The following is a 23,149-nucleotide window of genomic DNA, read 5'->3' as shown; positions in this document are numbered from 1 at the left end:
GCACTCGGCACCCCTTGCGCCGGCGCCCGGTGATGTCTTGGTTTGCTGCCATCATAAAGGACCGGGGAGGCCAGGAAAAATCGTCACGTCCCGGCCGTCCCGCCGCCCCTCGCCTGGCCCGTGGACTCTGGTACACTTTCCCGCATGTCAAGCCAGCGCGGCCTCGCCGAGCTGCGGCCGGCGCGCCGCCGGCCCTCACCCACCCCTTCAGCCATGCAGGATGTCAGCCCGATGAGCCCAAGCCCGACGAACCACCGCACCAACCAGTCCTGGGGCGGCCGCTTCAGCGAGCCCACCGATGCCTTCGTCGCCCGCTTCACCGCCTCGGTCGACTTCGACCGGCGCCTGGCCCTCCACGACATCCAGGGCTCGCGGGCTCACGCCACCATGCTGGCCCGGGTCGGGGTGCTCACCGAGGCGGAACGCGACGCCATCCTGGGGGGGCTCGACGAGGTCCAGGCCGAGATCGACGCCGGCACCTTCGCCTGGTCGGTGGCGCTCGAGGACGTGCACATGAACATCGAGGCACGCCTCACCGACAAGATCGGCATCACCGGCAAGAAGCTGCATACCGGGCGCTCGCGCAATGACCAGGTGGCCACCGACATCCGCCTCTTCCTGCGCGACGAGATCGATACCGTGGCCGCCGAGCTGACCCGCCTGCGCGAGGGGCTGATCGCGCTGGCCGACCGCGAGGCCGATACCATCATGCCCGGCTTCACCCATCTGCAGACCGCCCAGCCGGTGACCTTCGGCCATCACCTGCTGGCCTGGCAGGAAATGCTCGCCCGCGACCAGGAGCGGCTGCTCGACTGCCGCAAGCGGGTCAACGTGCTGCCGCTCGGCGCCGCCGCCCTGGCCGGCACCACCTACCCCATCGACCGCCATGTGACGGCCGAGCTGCTGGGCTTCGACCGCCCCGCGGAGAACAGCCTCGACGCCGTCAGTGACCGGGATTTCGCCATCGAGTTCACCTCCTTCGCCAGCGTGCTGCTGATGCACCTGTCGCGGATGAGCGAGGAGCTGGTGCTGTGGACCAGCGCCCAGTTCGACTTCATCGACCTGCCCGACCGCTTCTGCACCGGCTCCTCGATCATGCCGCAGAAGAAGAACCCGGACGTGCCGGAACTGGTGCGCGGCAAGACCGGCCGGGTCTACGGCCACCTGATGGGCCTGCTGACGCTGATGAAGTCCCAGCCGCTGGCCTACAACAAGGACAACCAGGAGGACAAGGAGCCGCTGTTCGATGCCCTGTCCACCGTCCAGGACTGCCTGAAGGCCTTCGCCGACATGGTCCCGGCCATCGAGGCCAAGGCCGACAACATGCGCGAGGCGGCCCGCAAGGGCTTCTCCACCGCCACCGACCTGGCCGACTACCTGGTCTGCCGCGGCGTGGCCTTCCGCGACGCCCACGAGATCGTCGGCCAGTCGGTGGCCTTCGGCATCAAAGAGGGCAAGGACCTCTCGGAGATGAGCCTCGAGGAGCTGCGCCAGTTCTCCGACGTCATCGACGAGGACGTCTTCGCCGTGCTGACCCTGGAGGGCTCGGTGGCCGCGCGCAACCATATCGGTGGCACCGCCCCGGACCAGGTGCGCGCCGCCGCCCAGCGGGCCCGCGAGGCCCTGGCGGCGCTGTCTTCCCAGGATGGCCAGGGGAGCCGGGGCTGATGCGTCGCACCGCCCTGCTCGCGCTGCTGGCGCTGCCCCTGCTGCTGGCCGGCTGCGGCCAGAAGGGCCCCCTCTACCTGCCCGGCGACACCGCGGCGGAGGAGCGCTACGGCCCCCGTGACCCCGAGACCACCGACGACGCGTCGGACGCCGCTGCATCGGGCGCCGACGCCCCCCGCCCCGCCGACGAGGACGACACCTAGGCATGGACCATTTCGAGTACCGCGACGGCGTGCTGCACGCCGAAGAGCTCCCGCTTTCGCGTATCGCCGAGGAATTCGGCACGCCCTGCTACATCTATTCCAAGGCCACCCTGGCCCGCCACTTCCGGGCCTACACCGAGGCGCTGGGCAGCCATCCCCACCTGATCTGCTACGCGGTCAAGGCCAACTCCAACCTGGCGGTGCTCAACCTGCTCGCCCGCCTCGGCGCCGGCTTCGACATCGTCTCGGTAGGCGAGCTCGAGCGGGTACTGACCGCCGGCGGCGACCCCGCCAAGGTGGTGTTCTCCGGGGTGGCCAAGCAGGAGAACGAGATGGCCCGCGCGCTCTCGGTGGGCATCAAGTGCTTCAACGTCGAGTCCCGCGCCGAACTCGAGCGGCTCGACGCCGTGGCCCGCGGCCTGGGCCGGGTCGCCCCGATCTCGCTGCGGGTCAACCCCGACGTGGACGCCGGCACCCACCCCTACATCTCCACCGGGCTCAAGGCCAACAAGTTCGGCATCGCGGTGGACGAGGCCCGGGAGGTCTACCGCCAGGCGGCGGCCATGGACAACGTGCGGGTGGTGGGGCTCGACTGCCATATCGGCTCCCAGCTCACCGAGACCGCCCCCTTCCTCGACGCCCTCGACCGCCTGCTGGTGCTGCTCGAGCGGCTGCGCGAGGACGGCATCGAGATCGAGCACCTGGACCTCGGCGGCGGCTTGGGCGTGCCCTATCACGACGAGCGCCCCCCGCACCCCTTCGACTACGCCACCGCCCTGCTCGAGCGGCTGTCGCGCTGGCCGGGCAGCGACCAGCTGACCCTGCTCTTCGAGCCGGGCCGCTCGATCGCCGCCAACGCCGGCGTGCTGCTGACCCGGGTGGAATTCCTCAAGCCCGGCGAGACCAAGCACTTCGCCATCGTCGACGCGGCCATGAACGACCTGATCCGCCCGGCCCTCTACCAGGCCTGGCAGGCCATCCTGCCGGTGGACACCACCCAGGCGCGGGAGAGCGGCACCTATGACGTGGTCGGCCCGGTCTGCGAGACCGGCGACTTCCTGGGCCAGGACCGGGAGCTGGCCATCGCCGCCGGCGACCTGCTGGCGGTGCGCTCCGCCGGCGCCTACGGCTTCGTCATGGCCTCCAACTACAACAGCCGCCCGCGACCGCCCGAGGTCATGGTGGACGGCGACCGCGCCCACCTGGTGCGACGCCGCGAGCGCCTGGCGGACCTCTGGGCCGGCGAGGCCACGCTCCCCGACGACAGCGCGGAGACGCCCTGATGCTGCTGCAGTTCACCAAGATGCACGGACTCGGCAACGACTTCATGGTGGTCGACCTGATCACCCAGCGGGCGCGGCTGCGCGACGAGCAGGTCCGCGCCCTGGCCGACCGGCGCTTCGGCATCGGCTTCGACCAGCTGCTGGTGGTCGAGCCGCCCCGGGACCCGGACATGGACTTTCGCTACCGCATCTACAACGCCGACGGCAGCGAAGTGGAGAACTGCGGCAACGGGGCGCGCTGCTTCGCCCGCTTCGTGCGCGACCAGCGGCTGACCCACAAGCGCGAGATCCACGTCGAGACCGCCGGCGGCCCGCTCACCCTGGTGGTGGGCGACGACGATCGCGTCAGCGTGGACATGGGGCCGCCGCGCTTCGCCCCGGAGGCGCTGCCCTTCGCGGCCGACGAGGACCGGGCCCTGCACGCCCTGGACGTCGAGGGCCGGCGCCTCGAGGTCGGCGTGGTGTCCCTGGGCAACCCCCACGCGGTGCTGCGGGTGGACGACGTGGACACCGCCCCGGTGGCCACCCTGGGACCGGCCATCGAGGCCCACCCGCGCTTCCCGCGGCGGGTCAACGCCGGCTTCATGCAGGTGGTGTCGCCCCACGAGATCCGCCTGCGCGTCCATGAGCGGGGCAGCGGCGAGACCCTGGCCTGCGGCACCGGCGCCTGCGCCGCGGTGGCCACCGGCATCCGCCTGGGCTGGCTCGAGAGCCCGGTCACCGTGCACCTGCCCGGTGGCGACCTGGAGATCACCTGGCCCGGCGGTGACGCCTGCCTGATCATGACCGGACCCGCCGAGCGGGTCTTCGAGGGCCGCGTGCCCCTGAACTGAGCGTCGAACCGAGGAGAAGCGCATGACCCGAGCCGCCCCCGAGCCACGCAAGACCCTGGACCCGGACGTCGTGGCCCAGTGGCTCGCCCGTCACCCCGACTTCTTCGTCGGCCGTGAGGGCCTGCTCCAGCAGCTCAAGGTGCCCCACCCCGAGGCCCGCGGCGCCACCTCCCTGCTGGAACGCCTGGTGGCCGATCTGCGCACCCGCGCCGAGCAGGCCGAGTGGCGCCTGGAGCAGTTGCTGGAATCGGCCCGCCACAACGAGGCCCAGTACCGCCGGACCCGGGAGCTGGTGCTGGCCCTGCTGGAGGCCGAGGACGGCGACGCCCTGGGCCAGGCGCTGGCCACCCAGTTCAGCGAGCGCTTCCAGACCCCGGCGCTGGCCCTGTGGTGCCCGGCCAGCCTCACCGACCGGGAGGCGCAGCCGCCCCAGGCCCCCCGGCAGGTGCTCGACGACCACGTGGCCCAACGCCTGGCCGCCCTGCTGGACGGCCGGGCGAGTCGCTGCACCCGGCTGACGCCCACCGACTGGAAGCGCCTGCTGCCCCACGCCAAGGCGCCGGACAAGGCCGGCTCCTGTGCGCTGGCCCGGCTGACCCTGGGCGAGCCGCTCGGCTACCTGGTGCTGGCGAGCCCCGACCCCGACCACTTCCGCGCCAGCATGGACACCCTGTTCACCGAGTACGTCGGCGACGTGGTGGCCCGCCTGCTGATGCGCCTGGCGCCGTCCCGCCATGGCTGAGCCGACCCGGCTCGGCGACCAGCTGGCCGCCTACCTGGCGGCCCTGGCCCGCACCGCCAGCCCGGCCACGGTGGCGGCCTATCGCCGCGACCTGGCCGCGCTGGGCGACTTCCTGGCCGACCAGGGGGTGGACGACGGCGCCGCCCTCGACGCCGCCCTGCTGCGTCGCTTCCTGGGCGGCGAGCGGGCCCGGGGGCTGGCACCCCGCAGCCTGGCCCGGCGCCGGGCGGCCATCTCCGGCTTCGCCGACCACCTGCGGGCCGCCGGCGTGCTGGACCACAACCCGGCCAGCCTGGTGCGCACGCCGCGCCTGCCCAAGGACCTGCCGCGACCGGTGGACGTGGACGCCCTGGCGCGCTTCCTCGACACGCCCCACGACGGCTCGCCACTGGCCTGCCGCGACCAGGCCATGCTGGAGCTGTTCTACTCCAGCGGCCTGCGCCTCGCGGAGCTCGCCGCCCTGGCCCTCGCCGACCTGCAGCCCCAGCGGGTGCGGGTACTGGGCAAGGGCGGCAAGCCGCGCCAGGTACCGGTGGGCCGTCGCGCCCGGGCGGCGCTGGAGGCCTGGCTCGGGGTGCGCGGCACCCTGGCCGCTGACGGCGAGACGGCGCTGTTCGTGGGGGTACGCGGCGCCCGGCTCGGCCACCGGGCCATCCAGCAGCGCCTCGCGGCCCTGGCCCGGCAGCGCGGCCTGGCCGAGCACCTGCATCCCCATCGGCTGCGCCACTCCTTCGCCAGCCACCTGCTGGAGTCCAGCCAGGACCTACGGGCGGTCCAGGAACTGCTGGGCCATGCCAACCTGGCCACCACCCAGGTCTACACCCGGCTCGACTGGCAGCACCTGGCGGCCAGCTACGACGCCGCCCACCCCCGCGCCCGACGCCGCCGCTCCGACGACCACGAATGATGCCCATGACCCGACCACGCCTCCAGGCCCTGACCTTCGACCTCGACGACACCCTCTGGGACAACCGGGGGGTGATGACACGCACCGAGGAGGGCCACTACGGCTGGCTCGATACGGCCCTGGCCGAATGGCTCGCCGAGCGTGGCGAGCAGCACCTGGGACGCTTCGCCGAGCGGGTGCCGCTGCCGCACTACCAGGCCCGGCGCCAGGCACTCGCCGAGCGCCATCCGCTGCGCCGCGGCGACTTCACCTGGATCCGCGAGCAGGCCCTGGCCTCGCTGCTGAAGGAGTTCGGCCTGCCCCATGAGGCGGCCTGGCACTGGGCGACGCGCGCCATGGAGCGCTTCCACGACCTGCGCCTGCGGGTCTCGCCCTACCCGGAGGTGGAACCGATGCTCAGCGAGCTAGGGACGCGCTACCGGCTGGGCTCCATCACCAACGGCAACCTGGACTTCGACCGCCTGCCCCTGCGCCGCCACTTCGCGGTGGCGATCGCCGCCGGGGAGATGCATGCGCCCAAGCCCGATCCCCGGCCCTTCCTGATGGCCCTGGCCAAGCTCGGCGCGTCGCCCGCCCGGGCGATGCATATCGGCGATTCCTGGAAGGAAGACGTCCTGCCGGCGATCCGGCTGGGGATGCAGGCGGCCTGGGTCGCCGGCGACACGCCCCATGGCGCACCACTGCCCGAGGGCGTCCATCGCCTGGGGCATATCCGCGAGCTGCCGGCGCTGCTGGAGAAATTAGAAAGCTGAAAGCCGTCGGCCAGATAAGCAGAAGCGAATCTCATCGGCTTGGCCAAGACTCATACCTTGAAGGGCGTCGGGGGCAAGGCGAAGCGAGGGTCCTACGCCAGGGGTGAGGAGGATTCCTCCGAACGGGCTGGCCAGGAATGGCCAGCGCCGGCCCTGCCAGCGGAGCAGGATGCGAGAGCGCCGCAGGGCGTCGGTAGCGCTCATGGACGGGTTTACAGCGCCCTCGCGATGGTCCGGCACTCCGGGGCTTGCCACCGGGCAGCCCTCCGGCTAGTCGTCCCCGATGTCCGCTAATAGCCAGTCGTCGAGGCGTGCATGCACCTCCTCGAGGCCCTGCTTCTTGAGCGCCGAGAACAGCTGGACGCTCACCAGGTCCTCCCACTCGCGCAGCCGCGAGCGTACCTGCTGCAGGGCGTTCCTGGCGGCGCCCGACTTCAGCTTGTCGGCCTTGGTCAGCAGGATGTGCACCGGCATGTCCTGGTCGTCGGCCCAACCCAGCATCGTCTGGTCGAACTCGGAGAGCGGGTGGCGAACGTCCATCACCAGCACCAGGCCGCGCAGGGAAGCGCGCCGCTGCAGGTAGTCCGCCAGGTGGCGCTGCCACTCGAGCTTGACCTGCTCGGGCACCTTGGCATAGCCGTAGCCCGGCAGGTCGACCAGCCGGTGGTCGGTGTCCTCGCCCAGGGCGAAGAAGTTGATCAGCTGGGTGCGGCCGGGGGTCTTGGAGGTCCGGGCCAGCGCCTTCTGGCGCGTCAGGGCGTTGATGGCGCTGGACTTGCCGGCGTTGGAGCGCCCGGCGAAGGCCACTTCGGCGCCGCCATCCGACGGGCATTTCGCCAGGGTCGGCGCACTGATGAGGAAGCGGGCGGCCTGGTAGTTGAGTCGCGACATGGCGGGGGTTTCCTGACGTTGATCAAGGGTGCCGCGGCTTGCATTCCCGCAGCACGGGTGTTCCGTTATAATGCAGTGACTTTTGTCTGCGACCCGGGGCGCGCAAGTATACCACCGTGCTCCCGCCGGCAGCGACCGACCAGGGTGCGTCGACGGCTTCCGGCAGCAAGGCTCGCCCGCCTCTCTCGGGCGGCACCCGGGGTACGTACCGGTCAACAACATAACGGCATAGTGGATTAGCGATGAGAAAGCTTCTGGCAAGCCTGGCAATCACCATGAGCGCCGTCGGCGCCGCCCACGCGGACCTCCAGTCGGAGGCGGATGCCGCCGCCGGCCGCGAGAAGGCACAGGCCTGCGCCGCCTGTCACGGCCAGGAAGGCATCAGCCCGTCCGGTGCCTTCCCCAACCTGGCCGGCCAGCAAGCCTCCTATCTCGCCAAGCAGATCATGGATATCCGCGACGGCAACCGCAACGTGCCGCAGATGGCCGGTCAGGTGGACAACTTCTCCGACCAGGACGCCTGGGACGTGGCCACCTACTTCGCCGAGAAGGAGCCGGCCCTCGGCCAGGCGGACCCGGAGCCGGCCCTGGTCGAGCACGGCCGCGAGCTGTACCGGGCCGGCGACCTGGCCAAGGGCCTGCCGGCCTGTGCCGCCTGCCACAGCCCGACCGGCCAGGGCATCGGCACCGCCGTCTACCCGGCGCTGTCCGGCCAGAAGAGCGATTACGTGGTCGCGACCCTGCAGGCCTTCGCCGCCGGCGAGCGGGCCAACGACCCCAACGCCATCATGCGCGACATCGCCGCCAAGATGAGCGACCGTGACATGGAGGCCGTGGCCAACTACGTGCGCGGGCTGCACTGAGCGCTTCCCGGCCACCGGCATTCGACGAGGGCGGCCCAGGGCCGCCCTCGTCGTCTCCGGGAACCCGGGCCCCCGGCTACACTCCAACTCGGCGGTGCCGTGCCGACGGCGCCCCACCCTGGATCATGACTCACTCAAGGAGAGCCCCTCATGTTCAAGTCCCTGATCGTCGCCCTGGCAGGCCTGGGCCTGTCCACGCTCGCCTCCGCCGCCAACCTGGTGGAGGGCGAGCACTACACCACCCTCGACGAGCCGGTGAAGACCCAGGTCGAGGAGGGCAAGATCGAGGTCACCGAGGCCTTCTGGTACGGCTGCCCGCACTGCTACAACCTGGAGGAGCCGCTCAACGCCTGGGTCGCCGAGCTCCCCGAGGACGTGGTCTTCCAGCGCATGCCGGCCACCATGGGCGGCGCCTGGAACAAGCACGCCACCGCCTTCTACGCCGCCAAGCAGCTGGGCATCCAGGAGGACCTGCATGACGACTTCTTCGAGGCCTATCATGAACAGGGCCAGCGCCTGACCGAGGTCGAGGACATCGCGGCCTTCTTCAGCAACTACGGCGTCACCGAGGAGGAGGCCAGCGAGGCGCTGACCGCCTTCGGCGTCAAGTCCCAGGTCAACCAGGCCCATGCCCGCATGCGCAACATGGGCCTGATGGGGGTGCCGGCGCTGATCGTCGATGGCCGCTACGTGGTGACCCCGAGCACCGCCGGCAGCCTCGACAACATGCCCCAGGTCGCCGGTGCCCTGGTGGACAAGGTGCGCGAGGAACGGAAGGACTGACATGACTTCGTCGCTGGCCGATGTCAGGTGGCCGCACCGTGAGAGCGGCCACCTGAAACTGCTGACCTTCAACCTGCAGGTGGGCATCCAGACATCGGCCTACCATCACTACCTGACCCGCAGCTGGCAGCACCTGCTGCCCCACCCGCGACGCCTCAAGCGCCTCGACATGATGAGCGAGGTGCTGGGACGCTTCGATATCGTCGGCCTCCAGGAGGTCGACGGCGGCAGCTTCCGCTCCGGCCGGGTCAACCAGGTGGAATACCTGGCGACCCGCGCCGGCTTTCCGCACCACTACCAGCAGCTCAACCGCAACCTGGGCCACCTCGCCCAGCACAGCAACGGGCTGCTGTCGCGCCTGCCGCCCTCGCGGGTCGAGGAGTACAGCCTGCCCGGCACCCTGCCCGGCCGCGGTGCCATCCACGCCCGCTTCGGCGAGGGGCCCGACGCCCTGCACCTGTTCGTCGCCCATCTGGCGCTGAGCCATCGTGGCCGAGTGCGCCAGCTCGACTACCTCAGCGAGATCATCACCCCCCTGCGCCATGTGGTGGTGATGGGCGACCTCAACTGCACCCCGGACCAGCTCCACGCCCACTCGCGATTCCGCGACTCGCTGCCGCTGCACCCGGTGCGCCCGCCGCTCAGCTACCCGTCCTGGCAACCCCGCCGGGCCCTGGACCATATCCTGCTCTCGGACTCCCTGGAGGCCCACCGGGTCCAGGTGCTGGAACACCTCTTCTCCGACCACCTGCCCGTGGCCATCGACGTCAGCCTGCCCGAGGCCTGCCACGCCACCCTGGCCAAGGGGTAAGACCAATGTCGGCCCCATCGTTGTAACAGACGCTGAACGATTCCCGTATAGTCTGGGAGATCGTGCCACAGACGCGTGGCGCCAACGCCTTGACGTCAACGCAACCCCGAGCAATTCCCCCATGCCCCAACCCCACGAGCTCCCGAGCCTGATCGACCGGCTCGACCGCCTCTCCGAATGGCTCGGCCGGAGCCTCTCCTGGCTGGTCCTGCTGATGATGCTGATCCAGTTCCTGATCGTGGTGCTGCGCTATGCCTTCAGCGTCAACAGCATCCCCATGCAGGAATCGGTGATGTACATGCACGCCACGGTCTTCATGCTGGCCGCGGCCTATACCCTGCGCCATGACGGGCACGTGCGGGTGGACATCTTCTATCGGGCCATGCCGGTGAAGCGCAAGGCGCTGGTCGACCTGCTCGGTCACCTCTTCCTGCTGATGCCGGTGATGATCTTCGTGATCCTCGTCAGCCTCGGTTACGTCGGCAAGTCCTGGCGCATCCTCGAGGGGTCGCCGGACTCGGGTGGCATCCCCGGGGTCTTCCTGCTCAAGACGCTGATCCCGCTGTTCGCCGGCCTGATGCTCCTGCAGGGCCTGGTCGAGGCCTGGCGCAACGTGCTGGTCATGACCGGGCGCATCGCCCCCAAGGAAGAAGAAGAACACCACGAGGAGCACCTGTGATGCTGGAGTTCATGCCACTGGTGCTGTTCGCCGTGATCTGCACCGTCCTGATGTTCGGCTACCCCGTCGCGCTGTCCCTGGCGGGCACCGCCCTGGCCTTCTCCGGCCTCGGCCTCGGCCTGGAAGCCATGGGCATCGACGCCCACTTCGATGCCGGCTACCTGTCGGCCTTTCCCAACCGCCTCTACGGCATCATGACCAACCAGACGCTGCTGGCGGTGCCGCTCTTCGTGTTGATGGGCGTGCTGCTGGAGAAGTCGCGGGTGGCCGAGACCCTGCTCGAGGCCATGTCCCTGCTGTTCGGCTCGTTGCGCGGGGGGCTGGGCATCTCGGTGACCCTGGTCGGCATGCTGCTGGCCGCCTCCACCGGCATCGTCGGCGCCACCGTGGTGACCATGGGCCTGATGTCGCTGCCGACCATGCTCAAGCGGGGCTACAGCATACCGCTGGCCACCGGCACCATCTGCGCCACCGGCACCCTGGGCCAGATCATCCCGCCCTCCATCGCGCTGGTGCTGCTGGGGGACGTGCTCTCCTCGGCCTACCAGCAGGCCCAGCTGTCGATGGGCATCTTCAGCCCCAAGACGGTGTCGGTGGGCGACCTCTTCATGGGCGCCCTGGTGCCCGGCCTGCTGCTGGTGGTGTTCTACATCGTCTATGTGTCGATCATCGCCTGGGTCAAGCCCGGCGCCGCGCCGGCCGTCGATCGCCGGGACCTGATGGAGGAGCTCGGCCACGAGGGCGGCCTCGGCCTGCTGCTGCTCAAGGGGCTGGTCCCGCCCATCGTGCTGATCGTGGTGGTGCTGGGCTCGATCCTCGGCGGCTTCGCCACGCCCACCGAGGCCTCGGCCGTGGGGGCCTTCGGCGCCCTGATGCTGGCCCTGGCCTATCGCCGCCTGGACGTCGCCACCCTCAAGGAGGCGCTGCGCTCCACCGTCAACGTCACCACCATGGTGTTCCTGATCCTGATCGGCGCCGCGCTGTTCTCGCTGGTGTTCCGTGCCTATGGCGGCGAGCACCTGGTGACCGAGGTCTTCGAGAGCATGCCCGGTGGGGTGATCGGCGCGACGCTGGTGGTGATGCTGGTGATCTTCCTGCTCGGCTTCATCCTCGACTTCATCGAGATCACCTTCGTGGTGGTGCCCATCGTCGGGCCGATCCTGCTGGCCATGGGCCTGGACCCCATCTGGCTCGGCATCATGATCGCCATCAACCTGCAGACCTCCTTCCTCACGCCGCCCTTCGGCTTCGCGCTCTTCTACCTGCGCGGCGTGGCGCCGGAGTCGGTGCCCACCGCGTCGATCTACCGCGGGGTCATCCCCTTCATCGTGCTGCAGCTCGGCATGCTGCTGGCGCTGTCCTGGTTCCCGGGGCTCGCCACCTGGCTGCCGGACCAGTTCTGACGGCGCGTGGAATCGGCCGCCCCGCCCGGAGGAAGCGGCCGTCTATAGTGACTCGACACGGGTTTCACCGGGAGGGCGGATGCCCTCCCCTGCCGACCGGCCCGACGCGGGCCACATCCCGACAAGGCACACAACGAGAGGGAATCGCATGCAACCGAAAGCACTCGCCATGGCCGTCAGCGGCGCCGCCGCCGGCCTGATGCTGGCCGCGGGAACCGCCCAGGCCCAGGACACCCACTAATGGAAGATGGTGACCTCCTGGCCGAAGAACTTCCCCGGCGTGGGCCAGGGGCCCGAGCGGCTGGCCAAGCTGGTCGACGAGATGTCCGATGGCCGCCTGACCATCGAGGTGTTCGGTGCCGGCCAGCTGGTGCCCGGCTTCGAGGTCTTCGACGCCGTCGCCGAAGGCACCGCCGAGATGGGCCACTCCGCGTCCTACTACTGGAAGGGCAAGGCACCGGCGGCGCAGTTCTTCGCCGCCGTGCCCTTCGGCATGAACGCCCAGGAGATGAATGCCTGGCTGCACTACGGCGGCGGCCTGGACCTGTGGAACGAGCTGTACGACGACTTCGGGGTGGACGTCATGGCCGCCGGGGCCTCCGGCGTGCAGATGGGCGGCTGGTACAACAAGGAAATCGACTCCGTCGACGATCTCGAGGGCCTGAAGATGCGCATGCCGGGGCTCGGCGGCGAGGTCATGAGCCGCATGGGCGTGGCCATCGTCAACATGCCGGGCGGCGAGATCTTCACCTCCCTGCAGTCCGGCGCCATCGACGCCACCGAATGGATCGGCCCCTACAACGACCTGGCCTTCGGCCTGCACCAGGCGGCGGACTACTACTACTACCCCGGCTGGCACGAGCCGACGGTGATGTTCGAGGCCATCGTCAACGAGGAAGCCATGGCCTCGCTGCCGGCGGACCTGCAGGCGATCCTGCGCACCGCGGTGCGTGACGTGAACGCCGACGTGCTCGACGAGTACACCGCACGCAACAACGACGCCCTCGAGACCCTGATCAACGAGCACGATGTGGAGCTGCGTCGCCTGCCGGACGACGTCCTGGCCCAGGCCAAGGAGCACTCCGCGGACGTGGTCGCCGAACTCGCCGAGTCCAGCGAGATGGCCCGGAAGATCCACGACTCCTATCGTGCCTTCCAGGACAAGGTGGTGAACTACCACGCCATCTCCGAGCAGGCCTACTACGACGCCCGCAACCCCGAGGGCGCCCCCACCAGCGGCGAGTGATCGTCGAGCGCCCCCGCGGCCCCGCTCGTCGGGCCCGCGGGGGCCTTGCCCTCGCGCCGGCGCGCCTCAGCCGCCGGTCAGCATGCCGAGCCCCCGCACCCAGGCGATCATCGGCGCCGGATAGATCCCCAGCAGCAGGGTCACCAACGCCAGCCCCGCCACCACCAGGCCCCCGGCCCGCACGCCCCAGTCCACGGCGACGTCGCGGCGCCGCATGCCCGGCTCCACCAGGTAGAGGGTGACCATCACCCGCAGGTAGTAATAGAGCCCGATCGCGCTGCCCAGCACGATGCCGGCCACCAGCCACCAGCGCTGGGCCTCGACGCCCAGGGCCAGCAGGTAGAACTTGCCGATGAAGCCGGCGGTGAAGGGGATGCCGGCCAGCGACAGCAGGCTCACGGTCAGCACGCCGGCCAGGTAGGGATGGCGCCAGAACAGGCCCCGGTAGTGGTGCAGCGCGGCGGCATCCTCGCCGCCGTGGGGGCTCGACAGCAGGGTGACCACGCCGAAGGCGCCGAGCGTGGTCACCAGGTAGGTGACCAGGTAGACGCCGCCGCTCTCCACGGCCAGGTCGCCGGCGACCACCAGCACCAGCATCAGGTAGCCGAAATGGGCGATCGCCGAGTAGCCCAGCAGGCGCTTGAGGTTGGCCTGGCGCAGCGCCAGCAGGTTGCCCACCAGCATGCTGGCCAGGGCCAGCCCCGCCAGGATGGCGCCCATGGCCTCGGTCTGGAAGACCGGGGCGGTCGTCACCAGACGCAGGATCACCACGAAGACCGCCACCTTGCTCGCCGTGGCCAGGAAGGTCGCGGCGGGGCCCGGCCCGCCCTCGTAGACGTCCGGCGTCCACAGGTGGAAGGGCACCACCGACAGCTTGAAGCCCAGCCCGACCAGCATCAGGCCGGCCCCGGCCAGCCCCCAGCCCCCCGGGCGGTCGGCGAGGCCCGCCGTCAGGGCGGCCAGCGCCAGCTGCCCCGTCTGGGCATACAGCAGTGCCATGCCGAACAGCAGGAAGGCCGAGGCCGTCGCGGAGAGCAGCAGGTACTTGATCCCGGCCTCCAGCGAGCGGCGCTCGTGGTAGGCATAGGCCAGCATCCCGTAGAGCGGCATCGACAGCAGCTCGAGGCCCAGGAACAGCGATGCCAGGTGGCGGCTCATGGCGAGGACCATGGCCCCCGCAGCGGCGCTCAGCAGCAGCAGGTAGAACTCCTCGCGTGCCCCGCGATAGTGCTCCAGGTAGGCATGCCCCAGGGTGGTGCAGGCCAGCGCCGCGACCAGGATCAGGGCCATCGCGAACAGCGCCAGGCCGTCGACCACCAGCAGCGGGGTGGCCAGCGGTGCGACCCGCGAGGCCAGCGGCAGCATCGCCAGCGCCAGGCCGAGGCCGACCCCGGTGACCACGGCCGTCGCGGCATGCTGGCGCCGCCAGGCGATGCCCAGCAGGACCCCCAGCAGGGTCGCGGCGACGATGGCCAGGGGCGACAGGGCCAGCAGCGCGGGCGGGCTCATGGGCCCACCTCCCCGGCCAGGGCCGGCAGGGTCGCGCCGGCCTCGTACAACCGCTGGACCGCGCCCATGGCGTCCCCGGTGGTGTCCAGCAGCGGCTGGGGATAGAGGCCGAACAGCAGCATCAGGGCCACCAGGCCGAGCATCATGGCGTACTCGCGCCGGTCGAGGTCGGCCCAGCCGCCCTCGCCCCGGGGGGGACCGAAGTGCACCCGCTGCATCAGCAGCAGGGAATAGATGGCGGCCAGCACCAGGCCCGCGCTGGCGACCACCACCACGCCGGGTGCCACCGGGAAGCTGCCGAACAGGATCATGAACTCGCCCACGAAGTTGGCCGTGCCGGGCATCCCCAGCGAGGCCACGGCGAAGCACAGGGTGAAGGCCGGCAGGCTGCCCAGGCGCCCCCACAGGCCGCCCATCTCGCGCATGTCGCGGGTGTGCAGCCGCTCGTAGAGCTGGCCGCTGAGGATGAACAGCCCGGCCGCCGAGAAGGCATGGGCCACCATCATCACCACCACGCCCTGCAGGGCCAGCTGGGTGCCGGCATAGATGCCGATCAGCACGAAGCCCATGTGGGCGATGCTGGTATAGGCGATCAGCCGCTTGATGTCCTGCTGGCCACAGGCCAGCAGCGCGCCGTAGACCACCCCGACCAGCCCCAGCCCCATGGCCACCGGGGCGAAGGCCTGGGAGGCCTCGGGGAACAGCGGCAGGGCGAAGCGCAGCATGCCGTAGGCCGCGGTCTTGAGCAGGATCCCCGCCAGGTCGACGCTGCCGGCGGTGGGGGCCTGGGCGTGGGCATCGGGCAGCCAGCCGTGCAGGGGCACCACCGGCAGCTTGACCGCGAAGGCGACGAAGAAGCCCAGCATCAGCCACATCGCCAGGCCATCGGAGAGCGGCGTCTCGCGCAGCACCGCATAGCTGAAGGAATACTCGCCGCTGTGGGCATGCTCGGCGAAGACCAGCCCGAGGATGGCCACCAGCATCAACAGGCCGCTGGCCTGGGTGTAGATGAAGAACTTGACCGCCGCCCGGATGCGGGTCCTGCCCGGCGCGCCGCTGTGCCCCCACAGGGCGATCAGGAAGTACATCGGCACCAGCATCATTTCCCAGAAGAAGAAGAACAGGAAGAGGTCGATGGCCAGGAAGACGCCGACCACCCCGCCGAGGATCCACAGCAGGTTGAGGTGGAAGAAGCCCACCCGGCCGACGATCTCCCGCCAGGAGCACAGCACCGCCAGCAGCCCGAGCAGGCTGGTCAGGGCGATCAGCACCAGCGACAGGCCGTCCAGCGCCAGGTGCACCTCGATGCCGAAGCGCGGGATCCAGGGAGCCCGCCACTCCAGCCCCCAGGCCGGGCCGGCCTCCACCAGCGGCAGGCGATAGTCGCCGCCCCACCACAGCGCCAGGCTGATCGCCAGCTCGAGCGCCATGGCCGCCAGCGCCAGCCAGCGGGGCGCCATCTCGCCGACGCGCTCCGCCTGCCAGCACAGCAGGCCGCCGATGAAGGGAATCAGGATCAGCCAGACCAGGGTCATGGGCGTACTCGTCCCTCGCGTGAATGCCTCAAATCGCGCTCCTCAGTCGCCGACGGTCAGTCCCAGCAGGACCAGGGTCGCGCCGACCACCATGGCGGTGGCATAGCGGCGCAAGCGGCCACTCTGGGTCCGTGACAGGCCGCGGTGCATCCACCAGGCCTGGGCGGCGAGGAGCTGCCAGCCGGCGTCAATGGCATCGCCGTGCAGCCGGCGCACCAGCCCGCGGTAGGGCCGAGCCAGCAGCGCCTCGAAGAGCGCATCGAAGCCCCAGGCCTGGTGCCACCAGTGCCACAGCCGGGCGCCCCAGCCCCGGGCGACGACGCGCCCGAGCCAGGCCCGGCGCCGGCCCCACAGCCAGGCCCCCAGGCCGATCCCGGCCAGCGCAGTCGCCGCGGCGACCGCCTCCAGCAGGCCGTGGCCGCCATGGGCGCCCGCCCCCGGGCTGGCCGGGAACAGGCCCGCCAGGGGCGGGGCGATCCCGGCGCCGACGGCGGTCGAGAGCACCGCCAGCACCACCAGGGGCAGGCCATGGACGAGGCCCCGCCCCGGCCGGGCCTGGCGCGCGGCATCGCTTCTCGCCTCGCCGTGGAAGGTGAGCACGATCAGCCGCAGGGTATACAGGGAGGTCAGCAGGGCCCCCAGCAGGCCGGCCAGCAGCAGCCCGCCCCGTCCCGCGGCCAGGGCCTGCCAGAGGATCTCGTCCTTGCTGTAGAAGCCGGCGCTGACCAGCGGCAGCGCGGCCAGGGCCGCCCCGCCGACCAGGAAGCCGGCGTAGGCCAGCGGCAGGCGCCGCCACAGCCCGCCGAGCCGGCGCATGTCCTGCTCGTGGTGGCAGTTGACGATGACCGCCCCGGCGGAGAGGAACAGCAGCGCCTTGAAGAACGCATGGGTCATCAGGTGGAAGATCGCCGCCTCGAAGGCGCCCACGCCGAGGGCCAGGAACATGTAGCCGATCTGGCTCATGGTCGAGTAGGCCAGTACCCGCTTGATGTCGGTCTGGGCCAGGGCGGCGAAGCCCGCCATCAGCAGCGTCAGACCGCCGATCACGCCGACCAGCAGGAGCACCGCCGGGGCCAGCACGAAGAGGCCATGCAGGCGCGCGATCAGGTAGACGCCGGCGGTGACCATGGTCGCCGCATGGATCAGTGCCGACACCGGGGTGGGGCCGGCCATGGCGTCGGCCAGCCAGGTATGCAGCGGCAGCTGGGCCGACTTGCCGAGCGCCCCGCCCAGCACCAGCAGCGCCGCCAGCGAGGCCATGGGGTCGCCGCGCGTCCAGGCCTCGGGGGCCCGGCGCAGGAGCTCGGCGATGTCCAGGGTGCCCAGCTCGTGGAACAGCAGGAAGAGGCCGAGGGCCAGGAAGACGTCGCCGATGCGGGTGACGATGAAGGCCTTGAAGGCCGCCCAGCCGTTGGCGGCGGTCCGGTAGTAGTGGCCGATCAGCAGGTAGCTGCACAGCCCCACGCCTTCCCAGCCGAGGAACAGCAGCAGCAGGTTGTCGCCCAGCACCAGCAATACCATGCTGGCCACGAACAGGTTCATGTAGGCATAGAAGCGCCGGCTGCCGCCCTCGCCGCTCAGGTACCAGGCGGCGAACAGGTGGATCAGCAGGCCCACGCCGGTGATGACGCCGAGCAGGGTCAGCGAGAGGCCATCGAGCCACAGGCCGATGGTCGGGCGAAAGTCGCCGACGGCGATCCAGGTCCACAGGGTCAGGCCGGCGGCCCCGTCGTCGAGGAAACGCGCGGTCAGCCCGGCGGTGACCAGGGCCGCCAGCCCCACGCTGGTCACCCCGACCAGGGCACAGGCCCGCTCGCCGGGGCCGCGGCGCCACAGCGCCAGCACCAGGGTGCCGGCCAGGGGCAGCAGGAAGGTCAGGGGCAGCAGCGCCATCGGGGCCTCCATCATCCGCGCATCCGGTCGGCCGCATCGACATCCAGCGTGCGGAAGCGGTGCTGGAGCTGGATCAGCAGGGCCAGGCCCACGCTGGCCTCGGCCGCCGCCAGGGTGATCACCAGCAGGAACATGGCCTGGCCCTCGGGCTGTCCCCAGGCGGTCCCGGCGACGATGAACGCCAGCCCGGCGGCATTCAGCATGATCTCCAGGCTCATCAGCACGAACAGCATATTGCGCCGTATCATCAGTCCCGCCAGGCCCAGGGCGAACAGCGTCGCCGCCAGCGCCAGGCCATGCGCCATGGGGACGCCGCTCATGAGCGGTCCTCCCCCGGCGCCGTCCCGGCGCCGTCCCGGCTCGCCAGGCGGCCCACATGGGAGGCGGTGACCAGGGCCGCCAGCAGCAGCAGGGCCGCCAGCTCCACGGCGATCAGCCAGGGGCCGAACAGCGTCATGCCCACCGCCTTGGCGGTCAGCAGCTCGCCGGCGATGGTCCGGCCGCCGTCGCCTCGCCAGAGCGCGAGGACGAGCACGACCAGCAACAGCACGGCCAGCAGCGCCGGCCCCAGCCAGGTCGACGGCCGCAGCCAGGCCCGCTCCTGGGCGACGGCGGCACCGCCGAGGTTGAGCATCATCACCACGAAGACGAACAGCACCATGATCGCGCCGGCATAGACGATGATCTCCAGGGCCCCGGCGAAGGGCGCGCCGAGGGCGAAGAACACCATCGCCACGGCGATCAGCGAGACGATCAGGTAGAGCAGGGCGTGCACCGGATTGGTGTGGGTGATGACGCGAAGCGTCGCCAGGATGGCGACCAGACCACTCAGGTAGAAGGCGATTTCCATGTCAGTCTCCCGTGGTGGGGGGTGGCGGCTCAGGGCAGCAGGGTCCTGACGTCCACCGGGTCCCGCTCGTCGCTGGCCTGGCCCTTGCCCTTCCCGGCGATCGCCAGGCCCGCCACCTTGTAGAAATGGTAGTCGTGATCCTTGCCGGGACCGTCGATCAGCAGGTCGGCCTTCTCGTAGACCAGCTCCTGTCGTCGGTACTCGCTCATCTCGAAGTCGGGGGTCAGCTGGATCGCCGAGGTGGGGCAGGCCTCCTCGCACATCCCGCAGTAGATGCAGCGCGAGAAGTTGATGCGGAAGGTCTCGGGGTACCAGCGCCCGTCGTCCTTCTCGCCCTTCTGCAGGGCGATGCAGTCCACCGGGCAGGCCACCGCGCAGAGGTTGCAGGCCACGCAGCGCTCCTCGCCGTCCGGGTCCCTGGTCAGCACGATGCGCCCCCGGTAACGGGGCGGCAGGTAGACCGCCTCGTCCGGATAGTTGACCGTCTCGCGCCGGCGGAAGCCGTGCATGAAGATCATGTACAGCGTCCTGAGCTGCGAGCCGGTGCCCTTGATCAGCCACATCAGCATCGTCTTTCCTCCTCTCAGGGCGGCGCGGCGAGCAGGATCACCGCTCCGGTCACCAGCAGGTTGACCAGGGTCAGCGGCAGGCAGACCTTCCAGCCGAACCTCATCACGCCGTCGTAGCGCGGCCGCGGCAGGGCCGCGCGCAACAGGATGAACAGCACCACGAGCACCAGCGTCTTGATCGCGAACCACAGCCAGGGCGGCAGCCAGGGGCCCAGCCAGCCGCCCAGGAACAGCGTCACGATCAGCGCCGAGACCAGCAGGATGCCGATGTACTCGCCGATGAAGAACATCCCGAACTTCATGCTGGCGTACTCGATGTGGTAGCCGTCGGCCAGTTCCTGCTCGGCCTCGGGCTGGTCGAAGGGATGGCGGTGGGTCACCGCGATGCCGGCGATCAGGAAGGTCGCGAAGCCGAGGAACTGCGGCAGGATGAACCACAGCCCCTGCTGGGCCGCGACGATCTCGCGCAGGTTGAAGGAGCCGGCCATGGCCACCACGCCCATCAGGGCCAGGCCCATGAACACCTCGTAGGAGAGCGTCTGCGCCGAGGCCCGCATGGCGCCGATCAGCGCATACTTGTTGCCGCTCGCCCAGCCGCCGAGCAGCACCGCATAGACGTTGATGCCGGCCATGGCGAGGAAGAACAGCAGGCCGATATGCCAGTCCGCCACTCCCCAGTCGGGGGTGAAGGGGATGATCATGAACGACAGCAGCAGCGACGCCATGGCGATGGCCGGCGCCATCACGAAGAGGCCGCGGTCGGCGAAGGGCGGGATCCAGTCCTCCTTGAAGAAGATCTTGATCATGTCGGCGACCAGCTGCAGTGAGCCGGCGGGCCCCACCCGGTTGGGACCGTAGCGGTCCTGCCACAGCCCCAGCAGGCGCCGCTCGACCACCGTGAGCACCGCCCCCAGCAGCACCGCCCCGAGCAGGATGACCAGGGCCTGGAGCATGGCGACGAGCACCGCGACAACCTCGGGGGTGAGCAGGGTCATGGGCGCCCCCCCTCGCCGGCGGGCTCGAGCCGGCCCCACTGGCCGGTGGCGAGGCCCGGCACCAGGCCGGCCGGCACGCCCACCAGGCCGGGCGCCAGCCCGGTCGAGCAGCACAGCGGCAGGCTCAGCCGTCCGACCGGGGTGACCAGCGCCAGCCGGTCGCCCTCGGCGAGCCCCAGCCGGGCGGCATCCGCCGCCGCCAGCTGCAGCGACGGGGCCACCGCCCGGGCGGCGATCATCGGTGCCCGCCGTGAGGTCTCCTCGCCGCCGAACAACCGCGGCAGCACCACCAGCTGCCACTCGCCATCACGTCGGACGAAGCCCTCCGGGACGGCCCGGGCATAGGCGTAGCTCCCGGGCACGGGGCCCAGCAGGCGCCGCCCGGGATCGCCGGCGCGCAGATGGCCGCCGACCTCGTCGGTGAACTTGTTCCAGGCCTGGGGGGAGTTCCAGCCCGGGGCCCAGGCGAAGGCATTCTCCCGTTGGGGTCGCCCGGCGCCGGCATAGCCCTCCATGGAGAAGGCGAAGGGCGAGTCCGGGTCCTGCGGCGGGCGCGGCTCGCCGACCGCCAGGTGGGCACGCAGCGCGGTGCGGCCGCTGTAGCGGTGCGGCGCGCGGGCCTGGCGCAGCCCCTGGACCCGGTGGTCGGCATGGTCCGCGGCCTCGACGATGGCCGACAGGGCCGGATGGTGTCGCGCGCAGTCCTGGGTCTCGTCGTCGAGGCAGGTGTCCCCGACCCGGCGGCGCTGCACCGTCCCCTGCAGGGCATGCAGCCAGCGCCAGCTCTCGCGGATGCGGCTCTCGGGGCGCAGCACGCGCGGCTCGAACACCTGGAAGAAGCGCTGGGCGCGGCCCTCCAGGCTGACCAGGGTGCCGTCGCCCTCGGCGAAGCTCGCCGCCGGCAGGCCGATCCCGGCCCGGGCCCAGACGGCGGTGCGCTGGTGATCCAGCACCACCAGGGTGGCCAGCGCCGCCAGGGCGCGCTCGAGCCGCTCGCCGGGCAGCCGGGCATGCAGGTCGTTCTCGAGCACCAGCAGGGCGTCGGCGCGACCCGCCTCGATCTCGTCGAGGACCCATTCCAGGGGCTCGCCGCCGAGCATCGCCACCCCGGTGCTGTTGGCCTCGGCGCGGATCAGGCTGAGGCCGCCCGGGCGGGCCCGCCGGGCCAGGGCCCGGGCGACGTTGCCGGCCGCCTCGAGCACCGCCGTCGAGCCCAGGGCATCGCCGCTGACCACCAGGGGACGCTCGGCGGCGAGCAGGGCCGCGGCGATGCGCCGGGCGGCGGCCGCCAGCCCCGGCTCGAGGGTCGCCACCGCCGGCGCCGCGGGGTCCAGGGCATGGGCCACGGCGGCGCCCAGGCGGGCGATATCGGCCGGCGCGAGGCGCCAGCCGGCCTCGGCGAGGCCATCCAGGCCGGTCGCGGCCGGGTAGGCGATGAACAGCGGATGGCGCCGGTCCTGGGCCAGGGTCTTGACCGCCTCGGCGTTCCAGGCCGGGATGCCGCGCTCCGCGGCCAGCGCCTCGCGGCGGCCGAGCACCGCCTGGCGCAGCGCGAGCCCCAGCCGGGCGGCGCTCGCCAGGGGGTCCTCGCCGAGCACCAGCACCGCGTCATGGGCCTCGACCTCGCGCAGGCTCGGGGTGGGCAGCCCGCACTCCCGCTGGAGCCGGGCCATGGTCGCCAGGCAGGCCCGTTCGGCGGCGGTGACGCCGAGCGAGAAGTGCTCCGCCCCGACCAGCTCGCGCAGCCGATGGTTGCTCTCCAGGCTGGCCCGGGGGGAGCCGATGCCGATCACCCGACGGGCACTGCGCAGCCGGTCGCCCGCCCGGTCCAGGGCGGGATCGACCTCCAGGGTCACGGTCGCCGCCCCCGGGGCCTCGCGCCACTCGGGCAGCCGCGGGCGGTCGTCGCGATTGACGTAGCCGTAGCCGTAGCGCCCGCGGTCGCAGAGGAAGAAGCGGTTGACCTCGCCGTGGTAGCGGTTCTCCACCCGGCGCAGTTCGCCATAGCGCTCGCCGGGACTGATGTTGCAGCCCACCGCGCACTGGTGGCAGACGCTCGGGGCGAACTGCAGGTCCCACTTGCGGGTGTAGTGATCGTCCGGCGGGCGGTCGGTGAAGACGCCGGTGGGGCACACCTCGCTGAGGTTACCGGCGAAGGGACTCTCCAGCACGCCGTCGCGGTGGCGCCCGAAGTAGATGTTGTCGCCGGCGCCGAAGGCGCCGAGGTCCTCGCCGCCGGCATGGTCGCGATAGAAGCGCACGCAGCGGTAGCAGGTGATGCAGCGGTTCATCTCGTGACCGAGGAAGGGCCCCAGGTCCTGGTTGCGGTGGGTGCGCTTGGTGAAGCGGTAGCGCCGCCGGGCATGGCCGGTCAGCACCGTCATGTCCTGCAGGTGGCAATGCCCGCCCTCCTCGCACACCGGGCAGTCATGGGGGTGGTTGAGCATCAGCCACTCGATGACCCCGCGCCGGAAGGCCCGGGCCTCGGCGTCGTCGATCGACAGCCGGGTGCCGTCGGCGGCGGGGGTCATGCAGGCCATCACCAGGCTGCCCTGCTCGTCGTCGGCATCGCGGTACTGCTTGACCGCGCACTGGCGACAGGCGCCCACGCTGCCGAGCGCCGGGTGCCAGCAGAAGTAGGGCAGGTCGAGGCCGAGCGACAGGCAGGCGGCGAGCAGGTTGTCGTCGCCGTCGACCCGGTAGGCGATGCCGTCCACGTGGATCGTCGCCATGC

General features: G+C 71.0%; 20 protein-coding genes and 2 pseudogenes. 13 read left to right on the top strand and 9 right to left on the bottom strand.

Annotated features, from left to right (window positions below):
• Positions 1-231 precede the first annotated feature (231 nt).
• The 7 genes and pseudogenes from argH to OCT48_RS00660 all read left to right on the top strand — a co-directional run bounded on the left by argH (position 232) and on the right by OCT48_RS00660 (position 6,388).
• Positions 232-1,668 (top strand): argininosuccinate lyase, encoded by a 1,437-nt coding sequence (argH, locus tag OCT48_RS00690; RefSeq protein WP_263590896.1) that lies wholly within the window; start codon positions 232-234, stop codon positions 1,666-1,668.
• Positions 1,668-1,775, top strand: a pseudogene (gene lptM, locus OCT48_RS19550) (LPS translocon maturation chaperone LptM); the annotation flags it as partial. The gene argH and the pseudogene lptM, both read left to right, overlap by 1 nt.
• 98 nt (positions 1,776-1,873) lie before the next feature.
• A complete protein-coding gene (gene lysA, locus OCT48_RS00680) occupies positions 1,874-3,154 on the top strand; it encodes a diaminopimelate decarboxylase (RefSeq protein WP_263590894.1) in 1,281 nt (426 codons plus the stop codon).
• Positions 3,154-3,987: a diaminopimelate epimerase gene (dapF, locus tag OCT48_RS00675; RefSeq protein WP_263590893.1), complete on the top strand. Its 834-nt coding sequence runs from the start codon at positions 3,154-3,156 to the stop codon at positions 3,985-3,987. Before lysA ends, dapF begins: the two co-directional genes overlap by 1 nt.
• A 22-nt stretch (positions 3,988-4,009) precedes the next feature.
• Entirely contained in the window at positions 4,010-4,729 is a 720-nt protein-coding gene (locus OCT48_RS00670; protein ID WP_263590892.1) for a DUF484 family protein, read from the top strand.
• Positions 4,722-5,636, top strand: coding sequence for a tyrosine recombinase XerC (locus OCT48_RS00665; protein WP_263590891.1), 915 nt, complete (start codon positions 4,722-4,724; stop codon positions 5,634-5,636). Before OCT48_RS00670 ends, OCT48_RS00665 begins: the two co-directional genes overlap by 8 nt.
• Before the next feature lie 5 nt (positions 5,637-5,641).
• Positions 5,642-6,388 (top strand): HAD family hydrolase, encoded by a 747-nt coding sequence (locus OCT48_RS00660; protein ID WP_263590890.1) that lies wholly within the window; start codon positions 5,642-5,644, stop codon positions 6,386-6,388.
• A 270-nt stretch (positions 6,389-6,658) separates the two neighbouring features.
• Here the strand turns inward: OCT48_RS00660 and yihA are convergent, their stop codons facing one another.
• Entirely contained in the window at positions 6,659-7,279 is a 621-nt protein-coding gene (gene yihA / locus OCT48_RS00655) for a ribosome biogenesis GTP-binding protein YihA/YsxC (RefSeq protein ID WP_263590889.1), read from the bottom strand.
• Positions 7,280-7,521: 242 nt separating this feature from the next.
• Here yihA and OCT48_RS00650 point away from each other — a divergent pair, with 242 nt between their 5' ends.
• From OCT48_RS00650 to OCT48_RS00625, 6 genes and pseudogenes are all read left to right on the top strand, one after another.
• Positions 7,522-8,142 carry a c-type cytochrome gene (locus OCT48_RS00650; RefSeq protein WP_263590888.1) on the top strand — a complete coding sequence of 207 codons (621 nt, stop codon included), beginning with the start codon at positions 7,522-7,524 and terminating at the stop codon, positions 8,140-8,142.
• A 150-nt stretch (positions 8,143-8,292) separates the two neighbouring features.
• The gene (locus OCT48_RS00645; protein WP_263590887.1) at positions 8,293-8,925 is read left to right on the top strand and encodes a thiol:disulfide interchange protein DsbA/DsbL; all 633 of its coding nucleotides are present in this window, start codon (positions 8,293-8,295) and stop codon (positions 8,923-8,925) included.
• 1 nt (position 8,926) lies between these two features.
• Positions 8,927-9,736, top strand: a complete 810-nt coding sequence (locus tag OCT48_RS00640; protein WP_263590886.1) for an endonuclease/exonuclease/phosphatase family protein — start codon at positions 8,927-8,929, stop codon at positions 9,734-9,736.
• A gap of 121 nt (positions 9,737-9,857) precedes the next feature.
• On the top strand, positions 9,858-10,415 hold the full coding sequence (locus tag OCT48_RS00635; RefSeq protein WP_263590885.1) for a TRAP transporter small permease subunit: 558 nt from the start codon (positions 9,858-9,860) through the stop codon (positions 10,413-10,415).
• On the top strand, positions 10,415-11,818 hold the full coding sequence (locus OCT48_RS00630) for a TRAP transporter large permease (RefSeq protein WP_263590884.1): 1,404 nt from the start codon (positions 10,415-10,417) through the stop codon (positions 11,816-11,818). Before OCT48_RS00635 ends, OCT48_RS00630 begins: the two co-directional genes overlap by 1 nt.
• Before the next feature lie 241 nt (positions 11,819-12,059).
• Positions 12,060-13,064: pseudogene (locus tag OCT48_RS00625) on the top strand (TRAP transporter substrate-binding protein); the annotation flags it as partial.
• Positions 13,065-13,130: 66 nt separating this feature from the next.
• Here the strand turns inward: OCT48_RS00625 and nuoN are convergent.
• From nuoN to nuoG, 8 genes are read right to left on the bottom strand one after another with little or no spacing between them, the layout of a single operon-like run.
• The gene (gene nuoN / locus OCT48_RS00620) at positions 13,131-14,573 is read right to left on the bottom strand and encodes an NADH-quinone oxidoreductase subunit NuoN (RefSeq protein WP_263590883.1); all 1,443 of its coding nucleotides are present in this window, start codon (positions 14,571-14,573) and stop codon (positions 13,131-13,133) included.
• Positions 14,570-16,108, bottom strand: coding sequence for an NADH-quinone oxidoreductase subunit M (nuoM, locus tag OCT48_RS00615; protein WP_263590882.1), 1,539 nt, complete (start codon positions 16,106-16,108; stop codon positions 14,570-14,572). Before nuoM ends, nuoN begins: the two co-directional genes overlap by 4 nt.
• A gap of 42 nt (positions 16,109-16,150) precedes the next feature.
• On the bottom strand, positions 16,151-18,001 hold the full coding sequence (gene nuoL, locus OCT48_RS00610) for an NADH-quinone oxidoreductase subunit L (protein WP_263590881.1): 1,851 nt from the start codon (positions 17,999-18,001) through the stop codon (positions 16,151-16,153).
• A gap of 11 nt (positions 18,002-18,012) precedes the next feature.
• On the bottom strand, positions 18,013-18,321 hold the full coding sequence (gene nuoK / locus OCT48_RS00605) for an NADH-quinone oxidoreductase subunit NuoK (RefSeq protein WP_263590880.1): 309 nt from the start codon (positions 18,319-18,321) through the stop codon (positions 18,013-18,015).
• Positions 18,318-18,851: an NADH-quinone oxidoreductase subunit J gene (nuoJ, locus tag OCT48_RS00600; protein WP_263590879.1), complete on the bottom strand. Its 534-nt coding sequence runs from the start codon at positions 18,849-18,851 to the stop codon at positions 18,318-18,320. The genes nuoK and nuoJ overlap by 4 nt, the downstream gene beginning before the upstream one ends.
• A gap of 29 nt (positions 18,852-18,880) precedes the next feature.
• The gene (gene nuoI / locus OCT48_RS00595; protein WP_263590878.1) at positions 18,881-19,420 is read right to left on the bottom strand and encodes an NADH-quinone oxidoreductase subunit NuoI; all 540 of its coding nucleotides are present in this window, start codon (positions 19,418-19,420) and stop codon (positions 18,881-18,883) included.
• 14 nt (positions 19,421-19,434) lie between these two features.
• Positions 19,435-20,415, bottom strand: a complete 981-nt coding sequence (gene nuoH, locus OCT48_RS00590; RefSeq protein ID WP_263590877.1) for an NADH-quinone oxidoreductase subunit NuoH — start codon at positions 20,413-20,415, stop codon at positions 19,435-19,437.
• A complete protein-coding gene (gene nuoG, locus OCT48_RS00585) occupies positions 20,412-23,147 on the bottom strand; it encodes an NADH-quinone oxidoreductase subunit NuoG (RefSeq protein WP_263590876.1) in 2,736 nt (911 codons plus the stop codon). The genes nuoH and nuoG overlap by 4 nt, the downstream gene beginning before the upstream one ends.
• Positions 23,148-23,149: the final 2 nt, after the last annotated feature.

This window comes from Halomonas sp. M4R1S46, assembly GCF_025725685.1.
In the GTDB taxonomy this organism is placed as follows: domain Bacteria; phylum Pseudomonadota; class Gammaproteobacteria; order Pseudomonadales; family Halomonadaceae; genus Halomonas.
The sequence above is the reverse complement of the archived record's forward strand: the minus strand, read 5'-3'. Positions and strand labels throughout refer to the sequence as shown.

Coding starts and splice junctions, on each gene's coding strand:
- nuoL (WP_263590881.1), bottom strand. CDS start 18,001: ATGGCGCTGCTGCCCCTGACCTTCCTGCTGCCCCTGGCCGGCACCCTG.
- OCT48_RS00670 (WP_263590892.1), top strand. CDS start 4,010: ATGACCCGAGCCGCCCCCGAGCCACGCAAGACCCTGGACCCGGACGTC.
- nuoK (WP_263590880.1), bottom strand. CDS start 18,321: ATGAGCGGCGTCCCCATGGCGCATGGCCTGGCGCTGGCGGCGACGCTG.
- nuoJ (WP_263590879.1), bottom strand. CDS start 18,851: ATGGAAATCGCCTTCTACCTGAGTGGTCTGGTCGCCATCCTGGCGACG.
- argH (WP_263590896.1), top strand. CDS start 232: ATGAGCCCAAGCCCGACGAACCACCGCACCAACCAGTCCTGGGGCGGC.
- nuoM (WP_263590882.1), bottom strand. CDS start 16,108: ATGACCCTGGTCTGGCTGATCCTGATTCCCTTCATCGGCGGCCTGCTG.
- nuoN (WP_263590883.1), bottom strand. CDS start 14,573: ATGAGCCCGCCCGCGCTGCTGGCCCTGTCGCCCCTGGCCATCGTCGCC.
- nuoH (WP_263590877.1), bottom strand. CDS start 20,415: ATGACCCTGCTCACCCCCGAGGTTGTCGCGGTGCTCGTCGCCATGCTC.
- dapF (WP_263590893.1), top strand. CDS start 3,154: ATGCTGCTGCAGTTCACCAAGATGCACGGACTCGGCAACGACTTCATG.
- yihA (WP_263590889.1), bottom strand. CDS start 7,279: ATGTCGCGACTCAACTACCAGGCCGCCCGCTTCCTCATCAGTGCGCCG.
- OCT48_RS00665 (WP_263590891.1), top strand. CDS start 4,722: ATGGCTGAGCCGACCCGGCTCGGCGACCAGCTGGCCGCCTACCTGGCG.
- OCT48_RS00650 (WP_263590888.1), top strand. CDS start 7,522: ATGAGAAAGCTTCTGGCAAGCCTGGCAATCACCATGAGCGCCGTCGGC.
- nuoG (WP_263590876.1), bottom strand. CDS start 23,147: ATGGCGACGATCCACGTGGACGGCATCGCCTACCGGGTCGACGGCGAC.
- OCT48_RS00660 (WP_263590890.1), top strand. CDS start 5,642: ATGACCCGACCACGCCTCCAGGCCCTGACCTTCGACCTCGACGACACC.
- OCT48_RS00635 (WP_263590885.1), top strand. CDS start 9,858: ATGCCCCAACCCCACGAGCTCCCGAGCCTGATCGACCGGCTCGACCGC.
- OCT48_RS00630 (WP_263590884.1), top strand. CDS start 10,415: ATGCTGGAGTTCATGCCACTGGTGCTGTTCGCCGTGATCTGCACCGTC.
- OCT48_RS00640 (WP_263590886.1), top strand. CDS start 8,927: ATGACTTCGTCGCTGGCCGATGTCAGGTGGCCGCACCGTGAGAGCGGC.
- OCT48_RS00645 (WP_263590887.1), top strand. CDS start 8,293: ATGTTCAAGTCCCTGATCGTCGCCCTGGCAGGCCTGGGCCTGTCCACG.
- nuoI (WP_263590878.1), bottom strand. CDS start 19,420: ATGCTGATGTGGCTGATCAAGGGCACCGGCTCGCAGCTCAGGACGCTG.
- lysA (WP_263590894.1), top strand. CDS start 1,874: ATGGACCATTTCGAGTACCGCGACGGCGTGCTGCACGCCGAAGAGCTC.